The sequence below is a fragment of the Streptacidiphilus sp. EB103A genome (assembly GCF_041261405.1).
GTDB lineage: Bacteria > Actinomycetota > Actinomycetes > Streptomycetales > Streptomycetaceae > Streptacidiphilus.
In genome coordinates, this window is sequence record NZ_JBGCAQ010000033.1 from 1 (window position 1) to 18,292 (window position 18,292).

Sequence of the window (18,292 nt, forward strand, 5' to 3'; positions counted from 1 at the left end):
CCCACCCTGTCGGCAGGGAGCGGAACCTACCCGGCCCCACGCCCCCGGCGCACCACCCCACCCTGATCGGCTACACCACGCCAAGGGACGCGATCCCCGCCGCCCGGCAACGGTGCCCCGCCCCTGCCCCGGCTGCTCGTAGTTGCCGCGAGCGGAGCGAGCCACCCCAGCCACCCACACACCCACGCGCCCCACGGAAGTGATGGTGGTTCACCGGGAGCGAACACGCACCGGGCACTCGGCCACAGGAAGGGGGCTCGGCAGCCAAAGGGATCCCGCACCACCACCCACCAGCGCCGATGCGACGTTCGTCAGCCCCCTCGTCGCCTCTACCTACCTACCTACCTGTTCCGTCCGTCGATCCCTCGTTGGCCGAGGGCCCCAGCGGGTGAGGCACCAAAGGGTCAGGCCAGTGAGGGACCAGCCGGCGAGCACGTCCAGGAACCAGTGGTAGTCGCGCCAGATCAGGGACAGGCCGACGCCGGTGCAGAAGGCGGCTGTCGCGCCGTAGAGGGTTCTGCGCAGCCGGGGGTGGGTGCTGAGGAAGCAGATGCCGATCAGCCAGGCCGCGGTGCCGTAGCAGATCCCGGCGGTGCTGGTGTGGCCTGAGGGGAACCAGCCCCACTGGCCCGGGAGGACGGGTGCGCCTTCGGGGCCGGGGCGGCCGATGATGATTTTGCCGGGGATGACGGTGGAGAACAGGGCTGTCCCCGCCAGCACTGAGGCGAGGACCGGCTTCCAGGAGCGTGTCCGGACCGCTGCGGCGACGGTGGCCAGGATCAGGACGGGGGCCGCCGCCCTGGTGTCGCCCATGTCGGACCAGTGCTCGGCGAGCTGGTCCAGGCTCGGGTAGGGGTTCTCGGACACCAGGGTGAGCACATGGTCACGGATCCGGGTGTCGAGACCCAGCAGCGGTCCTTTGGTGACAACCTGGTCGGTGGTCACGGCCAGGACGACGAGCAGCGAGACGGGGAACCACAGCGATTCCAGGACCCTCGTCAGGGCATGGAGAAGCCACCCCGGAGCAGGGGGGAGAGCCCCGGGGTGGCTGTGGTGATCGCCGGTCCGCGTGGCCCGGGGGGTTTGGGCGCGGCGAACGGTCGATCGGCTGAGGGGTCGCGGACCGGAGTCCGCTGTGGTGTCCTCGGCGGTGTGTCGCCGGTGAGGGTCAGTCACCGACGGGCGCTGCTTCTCCATCTGTCATGACAGTACGTCACAGGTGTGGGTGCGGCTGCACGCCTCACCCACCCGCCATCAGGTCCGCACACCTTCTTCACGCCGTGGCGTGGAGAAGACGGTGCGGACGCTGACGGTCGGCCCCGTGGACGGGATCACAGCCCGGCGAAGGCCGTCTCCAGGATGTCCAGGCCCTCGTTGAGCAGGTGCTCCGGCATGACCAGCGGCGGCAGGAAGCGCAGCACATTGCCGTAGGTGCCGGCGGTGAGGACCAGCAGGCCCTCGGCGTGGCAGGCCTTGGCGAGCGCGGCGGTCGCCTCCGGGTTGGGGTCCTTGCTGCCGGGCTTGACCAGCTCGACGGCGATCATCGCGCCGCGCCCGCGGACGTCGCCGATGATGTCGAACTTCTCCTGCATCGCGCGCAGGCGCGGCAGCATGGTCGCACCGATGGCCTGGGCCCTGGCGTTGAGGTCGAGCTCCTTCATGGTCTCGATCGACCCGAGCGCGGCGGCGCAGGCGACCGGGTTGCCGCCGTAGGTGCCACCGAGGCCGCCGGCGTGGGCGGCGTCCATGATCTCGGCGCGGCCGGTGACGGCGGCGAGCGGCAGGCCGCCGGCGATGCCCTTGGCGGTGGTGATCAGGTCGGGGACGATGCCCTCGTCCTCACAGGCGAACCACTGGCCGGTGCGGCAGAAGCCGGTCTGGATCTCGTCCGCGACGAAGACGATGCCGTTGGCCTTGGCGAACTCGACGATCGCCGGCAGGAAGCCCTTGGCCGGCTCGATGAAGCCGCCCTCGCCGAGGATCGGCTCGATCACGATGGCGGCGACGTTCTCGGCGCCGATCTGCTTGTTGATCATGTCGATGGCCTGCGCGGCGGCATCGGTGGCGGCGTTCTCCGCGCCGGTGAGCCAGCGGTACGGATAGGCGACCGGGACGCGGTAGACCTCGGGGGCGAACGGCCCGAATCCCTGCTTGTACGGCATGTTCTTCGCCGTCATGCCCATGGTGAGGTTGGTGCGGCCGTGGTAGCCGTGGTCGAAGACCACGACGGCGGTGCGCTTGGTGTAGGCGCGGGCGATCTTCACGGCGTTCTCGACGGCCTCGGCGCCGGAGTTGAAGAGCGCGCTGCGCTTCTCGTGGTCGCCCGGGGTCAGCTCGTTGAGCTGCTCGGCGACGGCCACGTAGCCCTCGTAGGGGGTGACCATGAAACAGGTGTGGGTGAACGCGGCCAGCTGCGCGGTCGCGCGGTCCACCACGGCCTGGGCGCTGTTGCCGACGTTGGTGACCGCGATGCCCGCGCCGAAGTCGATCAGCGAGTTGCCGTCCACGTCCTCGACCACGCCGCCACCCGCACGGGCGATGTAGACCGGGAGAGTGGTTCCGACGCCCGCCGCGACCGCGGCCAGCTTACGGGCCTGCAGCTCCTGCGACTTGGGGCCGGGGACGGCGGTGACGAGGCGGCGCTCCTGGGGGAGCGAGGGGCCGCCGGGCAGCTGCCCGGCGCTGGACGGAGCAGCGCTCATGTGAGGTCTCCCAGGGAGTGATGGGGGCTTCGGCGCCGATCGCGCCTCGTACTCTCGCAGGCTACGGCGGGACGATGGGCGTCGCATACGCCGCGGGGGAGTGGTGCGCGGGTGGGAGTTGTCCTGGTCGGACATCGCCGGGCATGGCCGGGCGCCGTCGCGCCTGCCGTCGTGCCTCTGCTCGGGATTGCCGTCGTCCACTAGATTGGGGGTCTTGGCAGGCGCGAGGGAGCGGACAGCAATGGCACTGGGCGGCGCGCCGCAGGCGTACCCACAGACTTCCGACCAGATCTCCGATCGCCCGGTTCCGCACCGGGGCTTCGACCTGATCGGCTGGCTCTCGGCGCCCCGCCACTCCGGTACGCCGGGGATGTACGCGCTCGGTCCGGCGGCGCGGAGCCCGCAGGAGCAGCGGGACAAGGAGGGCGTGGGGATCCCCGCCTGGCAGCTGCTGCTGCGCGCCGCGCTGAACCTGGTGGTCGCCTGGGAGGTCTTCTACTACCTGGGCAGCCTGGTCAACGTCGAGATCCGCGGCTTCGTGGTCCCCAAAGTGGGTGACGGCGGCGGACTGACCTTCACCACCTGGCTGGTGGACCTGCTGGAGGTCGCGCTGCTGATCAAGGTCTTCGGCCGGATGGGCCGTTGGTCCCTGGTCTGGCGCCGCTACGGACGTCCGCTGGTGCGCCGGGCGGTCGACGCCACGGAGAAGAAGGCGGTCATCCCCGCGCAGGCCGACGGTCGGCCCCAGATCGTGGATCCCTGGTGGGCCTTCCGGCCTGTCGCGGAGCCCGGGGGGCTGACTCTGCTGGAGCAGGAGACGGCCGCCGGCCGGGTGAGCGACGTCGACCACCAGCGGCTGAACCGCGCGCTGGAGTGCGTCCGTGACTACCCGGACCGCCTGGCCGCGCTGCTCGACGCGGTACGGGACCACGGTTCGGCCGCCTGCGCCCACCCCTCCGGGGCGCGTGACCTGCCCGCCCGAGGCCCGGACAACGACCTGCTGCTCCGTCAGATCCGGCTGGGCTCGGCCCAGGACGTGCCCAAGAACCCTCCGGCCTACCGCGGCGTCGACCTCGCCCTCGATCCGACCCTGCTCGGCACCTCGCTGCTGGCCGTCGGTCCGTCGGGTACCGGGAAGACGGCCAGGCTGGCCCGCCCGGTGGCGGAGACGCTGTGCCTCCAGGCCCTGGCCGGGACCGCGGTGGCCGTCGTCGTCGGTGCTGCGGACGCCGATCTCGGCCCCGACTCCTGGTACGACGTGGTGGTGGCGCCCGGCGACCCGCGCGGTCGCTACGGGCTCGACCTGTACGGCGGAGCCCGCCGCCCCGACGAGGGCGCGGCCCGGCTTGCGGACGCGCTGCTCCCGGAGGAGCTGGCGCCGCGCGCCACGCTTGCGCGTCAGGCGCTCCAGCAGGTCGTCGGCCCCTTCGCGGCGGCGCACGGCCGGGCGCCCGGACTGCGCGAGCTCTGCCTGCTGCTGCGGGGCGACGCCGATGCCTGGTCGGGACTGCGCGAGGCGCTGCGGGCGTCCGGACAGCTGACCGATCATCAGTACGACCTGGCCCAGCGGGAGCGGATGCACGGTCAGATCGACGACCCCGGCGGGCTGCTGGCCGACCGGCTCAGCCTGCTGGACCGGCCGGTCTTCGCCGGCTGCTTCAACGCCGCCCCCGCCGCCGCCCGTACCACTGCCCCTACCTCCGCCCGTACCGCCTCCGCCCAGGACGCCGGACTCCCGCTGTTCGCCATGCACGCCCTCGACCACCCACTCCGGGTCCGAATCGCCCTTCCGGAGCACGCCCACCCCGAGGCGGCACGGATCCTGGCCCGTCTCGCTGTCGGCCAGTTCCTGCACGCCGCAGGCACCCGGCAGGACCGCTCCCTCTTCGCCGGCCTGGTGGTCGACGACGCCTCCGCCGTGATCGACACCCACAGCGTCCGCGACCTGCAGCGGTTGCGCGGCGCCCACGCCGGCGCGGTGCTGCTGCTGCGCACCCTCTCGGACCTGCCGGAGAGCCTGCGGGCGCCGCTGTTCGGCGCGGTCGGCGGAAGGATGGCCTTCCCCGGCCTCGCGCCCTGGGACGGCACGCTGTTCGCCGAGACCTGGGGGACGGTCTGGGTCGACGAGCGGGACGTCACCCGCGCGCCGGACACCTCCGGCGGAATGATCAAGCGCACCTGGCGGGCGATCCGCACGGTACTGGCGGGCGAGCGGGCCCAGACCGAGAGCGTCACCACCCGGCGGGTGGAGCGCCGGCGGTGGTCGCCCTCGGAGCTGGCGCAGGTGCTTCCCGGCGGTCATGCGGTTCTCTCGCTGACAGCGGTGGACGGGACACCCGTGCCGCCGCTGCTGGTCGACCTGCGGTCGTAACCCCGTCGCCGCCCTGTCGCCGCCGTTCTTCCATGAGCGGGGCTGTGCGACGGTGAGGCAGAATCGGGGCAGGCCGTTGTCCCCGGCGGCCAGTTGCGGACCTCGTCGAAGGTGACATGACCGAGCACAGCGCCACAGCCGCCAACCCGTCCAGCGCCACCCCGTCCAGCGCCATCCCCTCCGGCGCCATCCCCTCCGGCGCCACAGCCGTCACGCTGTCGTCGCTGGTGGCGATACCCGGGCTGCACCTCACCGTGCTCGCGGGCGGTGAGCAGCTGGGCCGGCCGGTGCGCTGGGTGCACACCAGCGAGCTGGACGATCCGGTGCCCTTCCTCGAAGGCGGCGAGCTGCTGCTCACCACCGGACTGAAGCTCGGCCGCGGGAAGGAGAAGCTGCGGCGCTACGTCCACCGTCTGGCCGATGCCGGGGTCGCCGGGCTGGGGATCGGGGTCGGGCTGTCCTACCAGGAGGTCCCCGCCGCCCTGGTCGAGGCGGCCTCGGAGCGCGAGCTGCCGCTGCTGGAGGTCCCGCAGCCGACGCCGTTCATCGCCATCAGCAAGGCCGTCACCGCCGCTCTCGCCGCCGAGCAGTACCAGGCGGTGACCACCAGCTTCGAAGCCCAGGAGGAGCTGACCCGGGCCGCGCTCGGCAAGGACGGCACCGCCGCGCTGGTGCGCCGGCTGGCCGCGCGCCTCGGCGGCTGGGCGGCGCTGTACGACGCCTCGGGCACCGTGCTGGTCGCGGCGCCCGACTGGGCCGCGCGCCGGGCGCGCGCGCTGCGGCCCGAGGTCGAGCGGCTGCGGAGCCGTCCGGCCCCCTCCAGCGCGGCCCTGCAGAACGAGCAGAAGGACCAGGACTACGTCGTCCTGCAGTCGCTCGGCGCCGACCGCCGGGCCCGGGGCTTCCTCGCCGTCGGCACCGAGGACCGGCTCACCCCCACCGAGCGCTACATCCTCAACGCCGCCGTGGCGCTGCTCACGCTGACCCTGGAACGCTCCCGCGATCTGCGCCGCTCGGCCGAGCGGATGCGGTCTGCGCTGCTCAGGCTGGTGCTGGCCGGTGAGATCGGTACGGCCAGGGCCGTCGCCGAACCACTGCTGGGCGGGCTGCCGGAGGGGCCGGTCCGGGTGCTGCTGGCCGAGGGCGAGCCACTCGACTTCATCGGCGACGTCGCCGAACAGTCCGCCACCCGTTCGGGTGAGCCGGTGCTGCTGGCCCCCGAGGGCGACCGGCTGGTCCTGCTGGCCCTGGACGGCGGGAGTGTCCACACGGACGTCGTCGCGGCGGCCCAGGACCTGGAGGCCCTGTCCGTCGGAATCTCGGCGCCGACCACCCCGGAGGCGGCCGGAGCCGCCTTCGGGCAGGCCGAACGGGCGCTGGCGGTGGCGGTGCGCAGCGGTCGCCGCAGTGTCGACCACGACGAGGTGGGCACCGGCTCGCTGCTGCCGCTGCTGGCCGACGAGGCGGTACTGGCCTTCGCGGACGCGCTGCTGCGCCCGCTGCGCGAGCACGACCTCACCGCCCGCGGCGATCTGGAGGCCAGCCTGCAGGCCTGGCTCTCCCGCCACGGCCAGTGGGACGCCGCCGCGGCCGACCTGGGCGTACACCGGCACACCCTGCGCTACCGGATGCGCCGGGTCGAGGAGCTGCTCGGCCGCTCGCTGGACGACACCGACGTCCGGATGGAGCTGTGGCTCGCCCTGCGCGCCCGCAGCAACGGCTGACGCCCGCTGCCACCGCCCACTCCAGTACGTACGGACGGCGTGCCGCAGTGCTCCGTTGCGGACAAGCTCAGGCCGCGCCGCCCGGCTCTACCGTGGAGGCAGACAGCAGACATCCGCACAGCAGGTAGTAGAGGAAAGGTCCGGTGACCTCGGTGACCAGCACCCACGCATTCTGGCTGGCCGGTCGGCAGGAGAGCGGCACGGAGTCCTTCGAGGTGCGCCATCCGTGGGACGGCAGCCTGGTCGGTACCGTCAGCGTTCCCACCGAGGCCCAGGTCGAGGAGGCCGTCGCCGCGGCCGTGGCGGTGCAGGACGAGTTCGCCGCGACCCCCGCGTACGTACGGGCGGCCGCGCTGGACCATGTGGCACGTCGGCTGACCGAGCGCGCCGAGGAGCTGGCCCGGCTGATCACCGCCGAGAACGGCAAGCCGATCAAGTGGGCGCGTGGCGAGATCGGCCGCGCCTCCTCGGTGTTCCGCTGGGCCGCGGAGGAGGCCCGCCGCTTCAACAGCGGTGAGGGCCAGCGCCTGGACACCGACGCGGGCGGCACTGGCCGGTTGGCGATCACCCGCCGCTTCGTCCGCGGGCCGGTCCTCGGCATCGCGCCGTTCAACTTCCCGCTGAACCTGGTGGCGCACAAGGTCGCCCCGGCCATCGCGGTCGGCGCCCCGATCATCCTCAAGCCGGCCCCGGCCACCCCGCTCTCCGCGCTGGTCCTCGGCGAGATCCTGGCCGAGACGGACCTCCCGGCCGGTTCCTGGAGCGTCCTCCCGGTGTCCAACGACCGGATGCCGGCCCTGGTGCAGGACCCGCGGCTGCCGGTGATCTCCTTCACCGGCTCCGACCGGGTCGGCTACCAGATCATGGACTCGGTGCCGCGCAAGCACGTCACCCTGGAGCTCGGCGGCAACGCCGCCGCCGTCGTCCTGGCCGACTGGTCCAGCGAGGCGGACCTGGAGTGGGCTGCGACCAGGATCGCCACCTTCGCCAACTACCAGGGCGGCCAGTCCTGCATCTCGGTGCAGCGGGTGATCGCCGACGCGAGCGTGTTCGACCGTCTGGTCGAGAAGGTCGTCGCCAAGGTCGGCGTGCAGGTCACCGGCGACCCCTCGGACGATGCGGTGGACGTCGGCCCGCTGGTCAACGAGGACGCCGCCAAGCGGGTCGAGTCGTGGGTGGACGAGGCCGTGGCTGCGGGCGCGCAGCTGCTCACCGGCGGCAAGCGCGAGGGTGCGAGCTATGCGCCGACCGTGCTCGCGGGCGTCCCGGCCGGGGTCACCCTGGCCACCGAGGAGGTCTTCGGCCCGGTGCTGACGCTGACCTCGGCGGAGAGCACGGACGCGGCGTTCGCGCTGGTCAACGACTCCAAGTTCGGCCTGCAGGCCGGTGTCTTCACCCACGACGTGCAGACCGCGTTCCGGGCCCACCGCGAGCTGGAGGTCGGCGGCGTGATCATCGGCGACGCCCCCTCCTACCGCGCCGACCAGATGCCGTACGGCGGGGTCAAGGACTCCGGCGTCGGGCGCGAGGGCGTGGCGTACGCGATGGCCGACTACACCTACGAGCGGGTCATGGTGCTGACGGGGCTGGTGCTCTGACGCTGGCCGGCTTGGGGTTCGCAGGGGTGCGGGGCGTCGCGCCCCGAGGGTTGCAGAATGGTGCTGACGGGGCTGGCGCTCTGACGCTGGCCGGCTCGGGGTTCGCAGGGGTGCGGGGTGTCGCGCCCCGAGGGTTGCAGAATGGTGCTGACGGGGCTGGCGCTCTGACGCTGGCCGGCTCGGGGTTCGCAGGGGTTGCGGGGCGTCGCGCCCCGAGGGTTGCAGAATGGTGCTGACGGGGCTGGTGCTCTGACCCCGATCGGGTCTCACCTCTGGTGATCTGTCGGTGACGCAGCGTACGGTCGGGTAGCACTGGTCGGTAACCCGCTGCGAGGTGGTGCGTGATGTCCACACCCGACGTCTCTCCCGAGGTCCCCAAGGTCACCGAAGTCACCAAGGTCACCGAGCGCGAGGCCCGGCGCGTCGCCGAGGAGGCGCGTGAGCAGGACTGGCGCAAGCCCAGCTTCGCCAAGGAGCTGTTCCTCGGCCGCTTCCGGCTGGACCTCATCCACCCGCACCCGCTCCCCGACGAGGAGTCGGTGCGGGTGGGTGAGGCGTTCCTGACCAGGCTGAGTGCCTTCTGCGAGACGAAGATCGACAGCGCGCTGATCGAGCGCGAGGCGGTCATCCCCGACGAAGTGGTCCGGGGTCTGCAGGAGCTCGGCGTCTTCGGGATGAAGATCGACACCGAGTACGACGGCCTCGGTCTCACCCAGCTGTACTACAACCGCGCCCTGGCGCTGCTCGGCAGTGTCAGCCCGGCCATCAGCGCCCTGGTCTCCGCACACCAGTCGATCGGCGTGCCGCAGCCGCTGAAGCAGTTCGGCACCGCGGAGCAGAAGCGGCGCTTCCTGCCGCGCTGCGCCCGCACCGACATCACCGCCTTCCTGCTCACCGAGCCGGACGTGGGCAGCGACCCGGCCCGGCTGGCGACGGCGGCCGTCCCCTCCGAGGACGGCGAGTCCTACGTCCTGGACGGGGTGAAGCTGTGGACCACCAACGGGGTGGTCGCCGATCTCCTAGTGGTCATGGCACGGGTGCCCAGGAGCGAGGGGCACAAGGGCGGGATCACCGCGTTCGTGGTCGAGGCCGGCTCCCCGGGCATCACGGTCGAGAACCGCAACGCCTTCATGGGCCTGCGCGGCCTGGAGAACGGGGTCACCCGCTTCCACCAGGTGCGGGTGCCCGCCGAGAACCGGATCGGCGCCGAGGGCGCCGGTCTCAAGATCGCGCTCACCACGCTCAACACCGGGCGGCTCTCGCTGCCGGCGATCTGCGCGGGCACCGGCAAGTGGTGTCTGAAGATCGCCCGCGAGTGGTCGGCCGCCCGTGAGCAGTGGGGCAAGCCCATCTCCGAGCACGAGGCCGTCGCCGGGAAGATCTCCTTCATCGCGGCGACCTCCTTCGCGCTGGAGGCGGTGCTGGACCTGTCCAGCCAGATGGCCGACGAGGACCGCAACGACATCAGGATCGAGGCCGCGCTGGCCAAGCTCTACGGCTCCGAGATGGGCTGGCGGATCGCCGACGAGCTGGTGCAGATCCGCGGCGGCCGCGGCTTCGAGACGGCGGAGTCGCTGGCCGCCCGCGGCGAGCGGGCGGTCCCGGCCGAGCAGGTGCTGCGCGACATGCGGATCAACCGGATCTTCGAGGGCTCCAGCGAGATCATGCACCTGCTGATCGCCAGGGAGGCGGTGGACGCCCACCTCAAGGTCGCCGGCGACCTGATCGAGCCGGAGGCCGACCTGAGGCGCAAGGGCCGCGCAGCGGCCCGGGCCGGCGCGTTCTACGCCGGGTGGCTGCCCAAGCTGGCCGCGGGCCCCGGCCAACTCCCGACCTCCTACGGGGAATTTCGCCCGGACGGGGGATATCAGGACCTGTCCGGGCACATCCGCTTCGTCGAGCGCAGCGCGCGCAAGCTGGCGCGCTCCACCTTCTACGCCATGTCCCGCTGGCAGGGGCGGATGGAGACCAAGCAGGGCTTCCTCGGACGGATCGTCGACATCGGCGCCGAGCTCTTCGCGATGAGCGCCGTCTGCGTCCGGGCGGAGATGCTGCGGACGACGGCCGGGGCAGGTCAGGACCCGGAGCAGGGGCGGGCGGCGTACGAGCTCGCCGAGCTGTTCTGCCGTCAGGCCCGGATCCGGGTGGACGAGTTGTTCGGCCGGCTCTGGACCAACACCGACGACCTGGACCGGAAGATCGCCCGCCAGGTGGTCGGCGGCCGCTACACCTGGCTCGAACAGGGAATCCTCGATCCCTCGGGCGAGGGGCCCTGGATCGCGGACTCCACTCCGGGGCCCTCGCAACGGGAGAACGTACACCGGACGATCCGCTGAGCGTCAGCTGATCCGTCATCAGAGGGGGGCGACCCTGGCGGTCCTGGGGGTTGCCCCGGCTCGGTACGATGCGCGCAGGCGTACGACGGATGGAGACATGACACCGGGGGCCCGTACGCCGCGTCTGAGGCCGCGTCAGCGGATCCGACGGAAGTGGCCGGCTCCCGGCAGAGTCACATCTCCGAGAAGAACAGGTCCCTCAGGTGAGCTACCCGCCCTACGGGCAGAATCCCCAGAACCCCCAGCAGCCGCAGAACCCCTACGGGCCTCCGCAGCCGCCGCAGAACCCGTACGGTCGGCAGCCCCCGCCACCGCAGCAGCCCAACCCGAATCCCTACGGCCGACCGCAGCAGCCGCCCCCGCCGCAGCAACCGCCGAATCCGTACGGCCGGCCGCAGCAGCCGAATCCCTACGGGCCTCCGCCACCGCCGCAGAACCCCTACGGCCAGCCGCAGCAGCCTCCGAACCCCTACGGCCAGAAGCCCCCGCAGAACCCGTACGGCCAGCCGCCCCCTCCGCCGCGCCCGCCCCAGCAGCCGCCCTACGGCGGCGGCCCCGGCGGCCCGGGCGGCCCGGGTGGTCCTGGCGGACCATCAGGCCCCGGCGGCCCCATGGGCCCTGGCGGCGGCGGGGGCGGTCCGCGTCGGTCCCGGAAGGGCGTGCTGATCGCCTCGGTCACCGCCCTGGTCCTGGTGGCCGGCGTCAGTGCGGTCGTGGCCTCCAACAGCAGCAAGAACAAGAGCACCGGCACCAGCGCCGACGGCACCTCCGCGGACGGCGGCACCTCCTGGGTGCCGCCGAAGTGGGCGGTCCCCGCCAACGACGTCGGCCACGCCGACCCCAACACCGTGGTCACCGGTACCGTCTGGTTCGCCAAGTCCAGCCCCGAGAGCCTCGCCGGCTACGCCACCGAGGTCGGCACCCCGGGGGACTCCAAGTACCACAAGTTCCTCTCGCCCTCGGACTTCAACTCGACCTTCGCCAACCACGCCGACGCCAGCCAGGCCGTCACCCAGTGGGTCCAGCAGGCCGGGATGAAGGTGCTGTCGCAGACCGCCCAGTCGATCAACGTCTCCACCACCGTCTCCGAGGTGGAGAAGACCCTCAGCATCAAGATCGACCGCTTCAAGCACGCGGGACGGACCGACCTGGCCTCGACCGGCCAGCCGAAGTACCCGGCCAACGTCGGCGACTACATCTCCAGCGTCACCGGTCTCACCACCTCCAGCCCGGTCAACGCGCCGAAGCTGCGCACCGCGGCCGGCAGCAGCGCCAACTGCAGCAGCTACTACGGCCAGCGGGTCGCCTCGGGCGCCGACACCGTCGCACCGGACGGCAGCAAGCCCACCCAGCTCCTGTGCGGCTACACGGTCTCCCAGCTGCGCAGCGCCTACGGCATCACCGGCAGCAACCTCACCGGCCAGGGCGTGACCATCGCGGTCGTCGACGCCTACGCCTCGCCGACGATCGTCCAGGACGTCAACCGCTGGTCCGCCGCCAACGGCCTGCCGCAGCTCGGCTCGGACCAGTTCAAGCAGGTCCTGCCGGACTCCTACGACGCGGCGAGCACCGCGGACCTGGCCTCGGGCTGGTGGGGCGAGGAGACGCTGGACATCGAGGCGGTGCACGCGGTCGCCCCCGACGCGAAGATCGTCTACTACGCCGCCCGCAAGCCCGACGACGCGGACTTCTTCAACGCCTTCCAGCAGATCGTCAGCGGCCGCACCGCCGACATCGTCACCAACTCCTGGGGCAGCCCCGAGGGCACCGGTGACACCAACGACGTCCAGGCCGGTGAGCAGATCTTCCAGCAGGCGGCGGCCGAGGGCATCACCTTCAACTTCTCCACCGGTGACGACGGCGACTACACCCAGGCCGCCAACGCCACCAGCAGCCCCACCGCCTCGTACCCGTCCAGCGACCCTTTCGTCACCGGCGTCGGCGGCACCTCGCTGGGGATAGGGGCGCAGGGCCAGTACCAGTGGGAGACCGGCTGGGGCGATGTGGCCTACCCGCAGAGCGGCAGCAGCTGGGACACCGCGGCCGGCAAGTTCCAGGGCGGCGGCGGTGGCGGCAACTCCGTCTACTTCCCGCAGCCGTCGTACCAGAAGGGCGTGGTGCCGGACAGTCTGGCCACCGCGGCCACCGGCAAGGCGAACCGCGAGGAGCCCGACGTCGCGATGCTGGCCGACCCGCTGACCGGTCTGACCGTCGGCGAGACCACCGGCAAGGTCACCGCCACCACCGCGGCCGACGGCGGCGTGAACTTCACCATGACCGGCGGCAAGTACAGCGAGCAGCCGGTCGGCGGCACCAGCCTGGCCTCGCCGCTGTTCTCCGGCATGGAGGCGCTGGCGGTGCAGAGCTCCGGCAGCCCGCTCGGCTACGCCAACCCGGTGCTCTACCACCTCAACGGGACCTCGCAGTTCCACGATGTGGTGCCGAACCCGGTGGACGGCCACGAGCCGAGCTTCCTGGCCCAGAACAGCAGTGGAACGCTGCTCCTGGTGGCCCTGAACAAGGACTCCTCGCTGAAGACCGCCAAGGGCTACGACGACGTCACCGGCCTCGGCAGCCCCACCGCGTCCTTCCTCACCTGGTTCCGACAGCATCCGAACGGCACCTGACGCTCCACTGTCGGCGCGGCAGTCCACAATGGTCGACATGGACTCTCTCGCCGATCCGCACCTGCGCTTCGTCCCCGTCGTCGCCGACCCCGAAGGCCCCCGGGAGCTGGTGATCCTCGGATCCACCGGCTCCATCGGGACCCAGGCCATCGACGTGGTGCTGCGCAACCCCGACCGTTTCCGGGTGGTCGGCCTGTCCGCCGCCGGCGGCCGGGTCGGGCTGCTGGCCGAGCAGGCGCTGCGGCTGGGGGTGCGCAAGGTCGCGCTGTCGCGGGCCGAGGCGGAGCCGGAACTGCGTGCGGCGCTGGCGGCCGCGGCGGAGCCCGGTCAGGAACTCCCGGAGATCCTGACCGGGCCGGACGCCGCGACGCAGCTCGCCGGGATGGAGTGCCATTCGGTGCTCAACGGCATCACCGGGTCCATCGGCCTGGCGCCGACCCTGGCGGCGCTGGAGGCAGGCCGGGTGCTGGTGCTGGCGAACAAGGAGTCGCTGATCGTCGGCGGCCCGCTGGTCAAGGCGGTCGCCCAGCCCGGTCAGATCGTCCCGGTGGACTCCGAGCACACCGCACTGTTCCAGGGGCTGATGGGCGGCGCGCGGCGCGAGGTCCGCAGGCTGGTGGTCACCGCCAGCGGCGGACCCTTCCGCGGCTGGAGCCGCGAGCAGCTGGCCGGGGTCACCCGGGAGCAGGCGCTCAACCACCCCAACTGGGACATGGGCCCGGTGATCACCGTGAATTCGGCCACTCTGGTCAACAAGGGCCTGGAGGTGATCGAGGCCCATCTGCTCTACGACATCCCGTTCGAGCAGATCGAGGTCGTGGTCCACCCGCAGTCGGTCGTTCACTCGATGGTGGAGTTCACCGACGGTTCCACGCTGGCCCAGGCCAGCCCGCCGGACATGCGGATGCCGATCTCGCTGGGCCTCGGCTGGCCGGACCGGGTCCCGGACGCCGCACCCGGATGCGACTGGACCAAGGCCGCCACCTGGACGTTCTTCCCGCTGGACACCGAGGCCTTCCCCTCCGTCGGCCTGGCCAGGCACGTCGGCTCGCTGGGCGGCACCGCCCCGGCGGTGTTCAACGCCGCCAACGAGGAGTGCGTCGACGCCTTCCTCGACGGTCGGCTGCCGTTCACAGGCATCGTGGATACGGTGGCCAAGGTGGTCGCCGAGCACGGTCGGCCGAGTCCGGGAACCGCTCTGACCCTCGCGGACGTCCTGGCTGCGGAGACCTGGGCCCGCGGCACCGCGCAGGACCACATCAAGAAGGCAGGTGGCCGATGACGGCACTCATGACCCTCCTCGGCATCGCCATCTTCGCGTTCGGCCTGCTGCTCTCGATCGCCTGGCACGAGCTGGGGCACCTCAGCTGGGCCAAGGTCTTCAAGATCCGGGTGCCGCAGTACATGGTCGGCTTCGGCCCGACCATCTGGTCGCGCAAGAAGGGCGACACCGAGTACGGCATCAAGGCGATCCCGCTCGGCGGATACATCCGCATGATCGGGATGTTCCCCCCTGGCAAGGACGGGAAGGTCACCGCCCGCAGCACCTCGCCCTGGCGCAGCATGATCGAGGACGCCCGCGAGCAGTCCTACGAGGAGATCCTGCCGGGCGACGAGACCAGGCTCTTCTACACGCGGAAGCCGTGGCAGAAGGTCATCGTGATGTTCGCGGGGCCGTTCATGAACCTGATCCTGGCGTTCGGCCTGTTCCTGGCCCTGTTCATGGGCTTCGGGATGGCCAAGGCCGTGCCGACGGTGAGCTACGTCAGCGCCTGTGTCCTGGCGCAGGGCAGTGCCACCACCGACACCTGCCCGACCGGCGCCAAGCCCTCACCGGCCGCAGCGGCCGGCATGAAGGCGGGGGACAAGGTCGTCTCCTACAACGGTGATGCGATCAGCAGCTACGACCAGTTGCAGAGCGACATCCGCAAGTCCGTCGCCGGCACTCCGATCAAGGTGGTCGTCGAGCGCAACGGCGCCCCGGTGACGCTGACCGTCACCCCGGTGGAGAACACCGTCTATGTGGACGACGCCAACGGGAACCCGACGAGTCAGACGACCAAGGCCGGCTTCGTCGGCCTCTCGCCGGTGACGACCACGGTCCCGCTGAGCTTCGGCGCCAGCATGACCCAGATGTACGACATGACCAAGAGCGGTGTGCACTCCGTCCTGGCCCTGCCGTCCAAGATCCCCGCGCTGTGGGACTCGGTCTTCAACGGCGCTCCCCGCGCCACCGACTCCCCGGTCGGGGTGGTCGGCGTGGCCCGGGTGGGCGGTGAGGTGTTCGCGATGAAGGCACCGCTGATCGACCGGTTCGCCTTCGAGGTCCAGCTGCTGGCCGGACTGAACCTCTCGCTCTTCCTGCTCAACATGCTGCCGCTGCTCCCGCTGGACGGCGGCCACATCGCCGGCGCCCTGTGGGAGTCCTTCCGCCGCCGGATGGCCCAGCTGTTCCGCCGTCCGGACCCGGGCCACTTCGACGTCGCCAAGCTGATGCCGGTGGCGTACGTGGTGGCCGGGGTCTTCCTCTGCTTCACCGTGCTGGTGATGATCGCCGACGTGGTGAATCCGGTGAAGGTCAACTGACCCGCCACCCGAACAACGGGGAAACCCCGGGTTGCGATGCTGGTCGGGATGTGAGTGAGGTCGGCCCTGTGGCGTACGGTTGGTCCGGGAGTGCTGGGACCAGCCCCAGCCTCCCGGACCACCGGGAGTTCCGGTCGGGCCGCCACCTCACCTTGGGGAATTAGCCAGAGATGACCGCGATCTCGCTCGGAATGCCGTCCGCTCCGCTCAAGCCGCTTGCCGTGCGGCGTAGGAGTCGTCAGATCATGGTGGGGAGTGTGGCGGTCGGTGGTGATGCGCCGGTGTCGGTGCAGTCGATGACCACGACGGTGACCTCGGATGTGAATGCGACGTTGCAGCAGATCGCGGAGCTGACGGCGTCGGGGTGTCAGATCGTGCGGGTGGCCTGCCCGTCGCAGGATGATGCGGATGCGTTGGCGACCATTGCGCGCAAGTCGCAGATCCCGGTGATCGCGGACATTCACTTCCAGCCGAAGTACGTGTTCGCGGCGATCGACGCGGGGTGTGCGGCGGTGCGGGTGAATCCGGGCAACATCCGGCAGTTCGACGACAAGGTGAAGGAGATCGCGAAGGCGGCGTCGGGGGCGGGGGTGCCGATCCGGATCGGGGTGAACGCGGGGTCGTTGGACCGGCGGTTGCTGGAGAAGTACGGGAAGGCGACGCCGGAGGCGTTGGTGGAGTCGGCGTTGTGGGAGTGCTCGCTGTTCGAGGAGCACGGGTTCCGGGACATCAAGATCTCGGTGAAGCACAACGATCCGGTGGTGATGATCGCTGCGTACCGGCAGCTGGCGGCGGCGTGCGACTATCCGCTGCATCTGGGGGTGACCGAGGCGGGTCCGGCGTTCCAGGGCACGATCAAGTCGGCGGTGGCGTTCGGGGCGCTGCTCAGTGAGGGGATCGGGGACACGATCCGGGTGTCGTTGTCGGCGCCTCCGGCCGAGGAGGTGAAGGTCGGCAATCAGATCCTGGAGTCGTTGAACCTGCGTCAGCGGGGTCTGGAGATCGTGTCCTGCCCGTCCTGCGGGCGGGCGCAGGTGGATGTGTACAAGCTGGCGGAGGAGGTCACCGCGGGGCTGGAGGGCATGGAGGTGCCGCTCCGCGTCGCTGTGATGGGCTGTGTGGTCAACGGTCCGGGTGAGGCGCGTGAGGCGGATCTGGGGGTGGCGTCGGGCAATGGCAAGGGGCAGATCTTCGTGAAGGGCGAGGTGATCAAGACCGTGCCGGAGTCGAAGATCGTGGAGACGCTGATCGAGGAGGCCCTGAAGCTGGCCGAGCAGATGCAGGACGAAGGTGTCGCCTCCGGTGAGCCCAGCGTCTCGGTCAGCGAGTAGTCGGCCGGCAGCGGAACACACGACGGCGGAGTGGAGAACAGCGTGGGGCGGATACCGCCTCCCTGCTCTCCTCTCCGGGCGTGGTGACGGGGTAGGGTGCCTCCGTGCTGAGCGGTTCGGTGATGACGACGCGGGTCCTGGAGCCCGGTGACCTCCCGGCTGCCCTGGGCGTACTGGAACGCGACCCGATCGCCAACGCCTTCGTCGCAGCCCGTGTCGCCGTCGCCGGGCTCGACGCCTGGCGGCTCGGCGGCGAGATGTGGGGCTGGTACGAGGGCGGCCGCCTGGAGGCGCTCTGCTATGCCGGGGCCAACCTGGTGCCGTTGAGCGCGGGGCCCGAGGCCATCGCCGGCTTCGCCGAGCGCGCCAGGCGGCAGGGCCGCCGCTGCTCGTCCATCGTGGGCCCGGCCGACGCCACCGCGCATCTGTGGTCGCTGCTGGAGCCCGCCTGGGGCCCGGCCCGCGAGGTGCGTCCCAACCAGCCGCTGATGGCCACCTGGGAACCGTCGGCCGAGATCGCCCCCGACCCCCGGGTGCGCCGGGTCCGCCGGGACGAGATGGACCTGCTCATCCCCGCCTGCGTCGCCATGTTCACCGAGGAGGTCGGGGTCTCCCCGCTCGCGGGGGACGGCGGTCTGCTCTACCGGGCCCGGATCGCCGAGCTGGTGAGCACCGGGCGTGCCTTCGCCCGCTTCGAGGCCGGCAAGGTCGTCTTCAAGGCCGAGATCGGCGCGGCGACCCCGCAGGCCTGCCAGATCCAGGGCGTCTGGGTGGCCCCGGGCCACCGCGGCCGGGGCCATTCCGAGAGCGGGATGGCCGCCGTGGTCGAGTACGCGCTGCGAGAGGTCGCCCCGGTGGTGAGCCTCTACGTCAACGACTTCAACACGGTTGCCCGCGCTGCCTACCGACGCGTGGGATTCTCCGAAGTAGGCACGTTCATGAGCGTGTTGTTCTGATTGATGGCCGCAGCTGAGCGCCTAGGTGGTAGCTGTGACAGGTGTTCCGGGAACCGCCTCG

The 18,292-nt window shown here is 71.4% G+C and carries 11 protein-coding genes; 9 read left to right on the forward strand and 2 right to left on the reverse strand.

Annotation, left to right across the window (positions count from 1 at the left end):
- Positions 1 to 333: 333 nt before the first annotated feature.
- Entirely contained in the window at positions 334 to 945 is a 612-nt protein-coding gene (locus ABH941_RS38095; protein ID WP_370135634.1) for a phosphatase PAP2 family protein, read from the reverse strand.
- A gap of 386 nt (positions 946 to 1,331) precedes the next feature.
- Positions 1,332 to 2,702 (reverse strand): 4-aminobutyrate--2-oxoglutarate transaminase, encoded by a 1,371-nt coding sequence (gene gabT / locus ABH941_RS38100; RefSeq protein WP_370135639.1) that lies wholly within the window; start codon positions 2,700 to 2,702, stop codon positions 1,332 to 1,334.
- 241 nt (positions 2,703 to 2,943) lie between these two features.
- Between gabT and ABH941_RS38105 the strand changes: the two genes are divergently transcribed.
- The 9 genes from ABH941_RS38105 to ABH941_RS38145 all read left to right on the forward strand — a co-directional run bounded on the left by ABH941_RS38105 (position 2,944) and on the right by ABH941_RS38145 (position 18,231).
- Positions 2,944 to 5,073, forward strand: a complete 2,130-nt coding sequence (locus tag ABH941_RS38105) for an ATP-binding protein (RefSeq protein WP_370135642.1) — start codon at positions 2,944 to 2,946, stop codon at positions 5,071 to 5,073.
- A 116-nt stretch (positions 5,074 to 5,189) separates the two neighbouring features.
- Positions 5,190 to 6,797, forward strand: a complete 1,608-nt coding sequence (locus ABH941_RS38110) for a PucR family transcriptional regulator (protein ID WP_370135645.1) — start codon at positions 5,190 to 5,192, stop codon at positions 6,795 to 6,797.
- A gap of 152 nt (positions 6,798 to 6,949) precedes the next feature.
- Entirely contained in the window at positions 6,950 to 8,395 is a 1,446-nt protein-coding gene (locus ABH941_RS38115) for an aldehyde dehydrogenase family protein (protein ID WP_370135648.1), read from the forward strand.
- A 344-nt stretch (positions 8,396 to 8,739) separates the two neighbouring features.
- Positions 8,740 to 10,731: an acyl-CoA dehydrogenase family protein gene (locus tag ABH941_RS38120; RefSeq protein ID WP_370135651.1), complete on the forward strand. Its 1,992-nt coding sequence runs from the start codon at positions 8,740 to 8,742 to the stop codon at positions 10,729 to 10,731.
- A gap of 203 nt (positions 10,732 to 10,934) precedes the next feature.
- On the forward strand, positions 10,935 to 13,358 hold the full coding sequence (locus tag ABH941_RS38125) for a protease pro-enzyme activation domain-containing protein (RefSeq protein WP_370135654.1): 2,424 nt from the start codon (positions 10,935 to 10,937) through the stop codon (positions 13,356 to 13,358).
- 37 nt (positions 13,359 to 13,395) lie between these two features.
- Positions 13,396 to 14,640, forward strand: a complete 1,245-nt coding sequence (gene dxr / locus ABH941_RS38130; RefSeq protein WP_370135657.1) for a 1-deoxy-D-xylulose-5-phosphate reductoisomerase — start codon at positions 13,396 to 13,398, stop codon at positions 14,638 to 14,640.
- Positions 14,637 to 15,944, forward strand: coding sequence for an RIP metalloprotease (locus ABH941_RS38135; RefSeq protein WP_370135661.1), 1,308 nt, complete (start codon positions 14,637 to 14,639; stop codon positions 15,942 to 15,944). The genes dxr and ABH941_RS38135 overlap by 4 nt, the downstream gene beginning before the upstream one ends.
- 170 nt (positions 15,945 to 16,114) lie before the next feature.
- Entirely contained in the window at positions 16,115 to 17,275 is a 1,161-nt protein-coding gene (gene ispG / locus ABH941_RS38140) for a flavodoxin-dependent (E)-4-hydroxy-3-methylbut-2-enyl-diphosphate synthase (RefSeq protein WP_370135663.1), read from the forward strand.
- 122 nt (positions 17,276 to 17,397) lie between these two features.
- Positions 17,398 to 18,231: a GNAT family N-acetyltransferase gene (locus tag ABH941_RS38145; RefSeq protein WP_370135751.1), complete on the forward strand. Its 834-nt coding sequence runs from the start codon at positions 17,398 to 17,400 to the stop codon at positions 18,229 to 18,231.
- Positions 18,232 to 18,292: the final 61 nt, after the last annotated feature.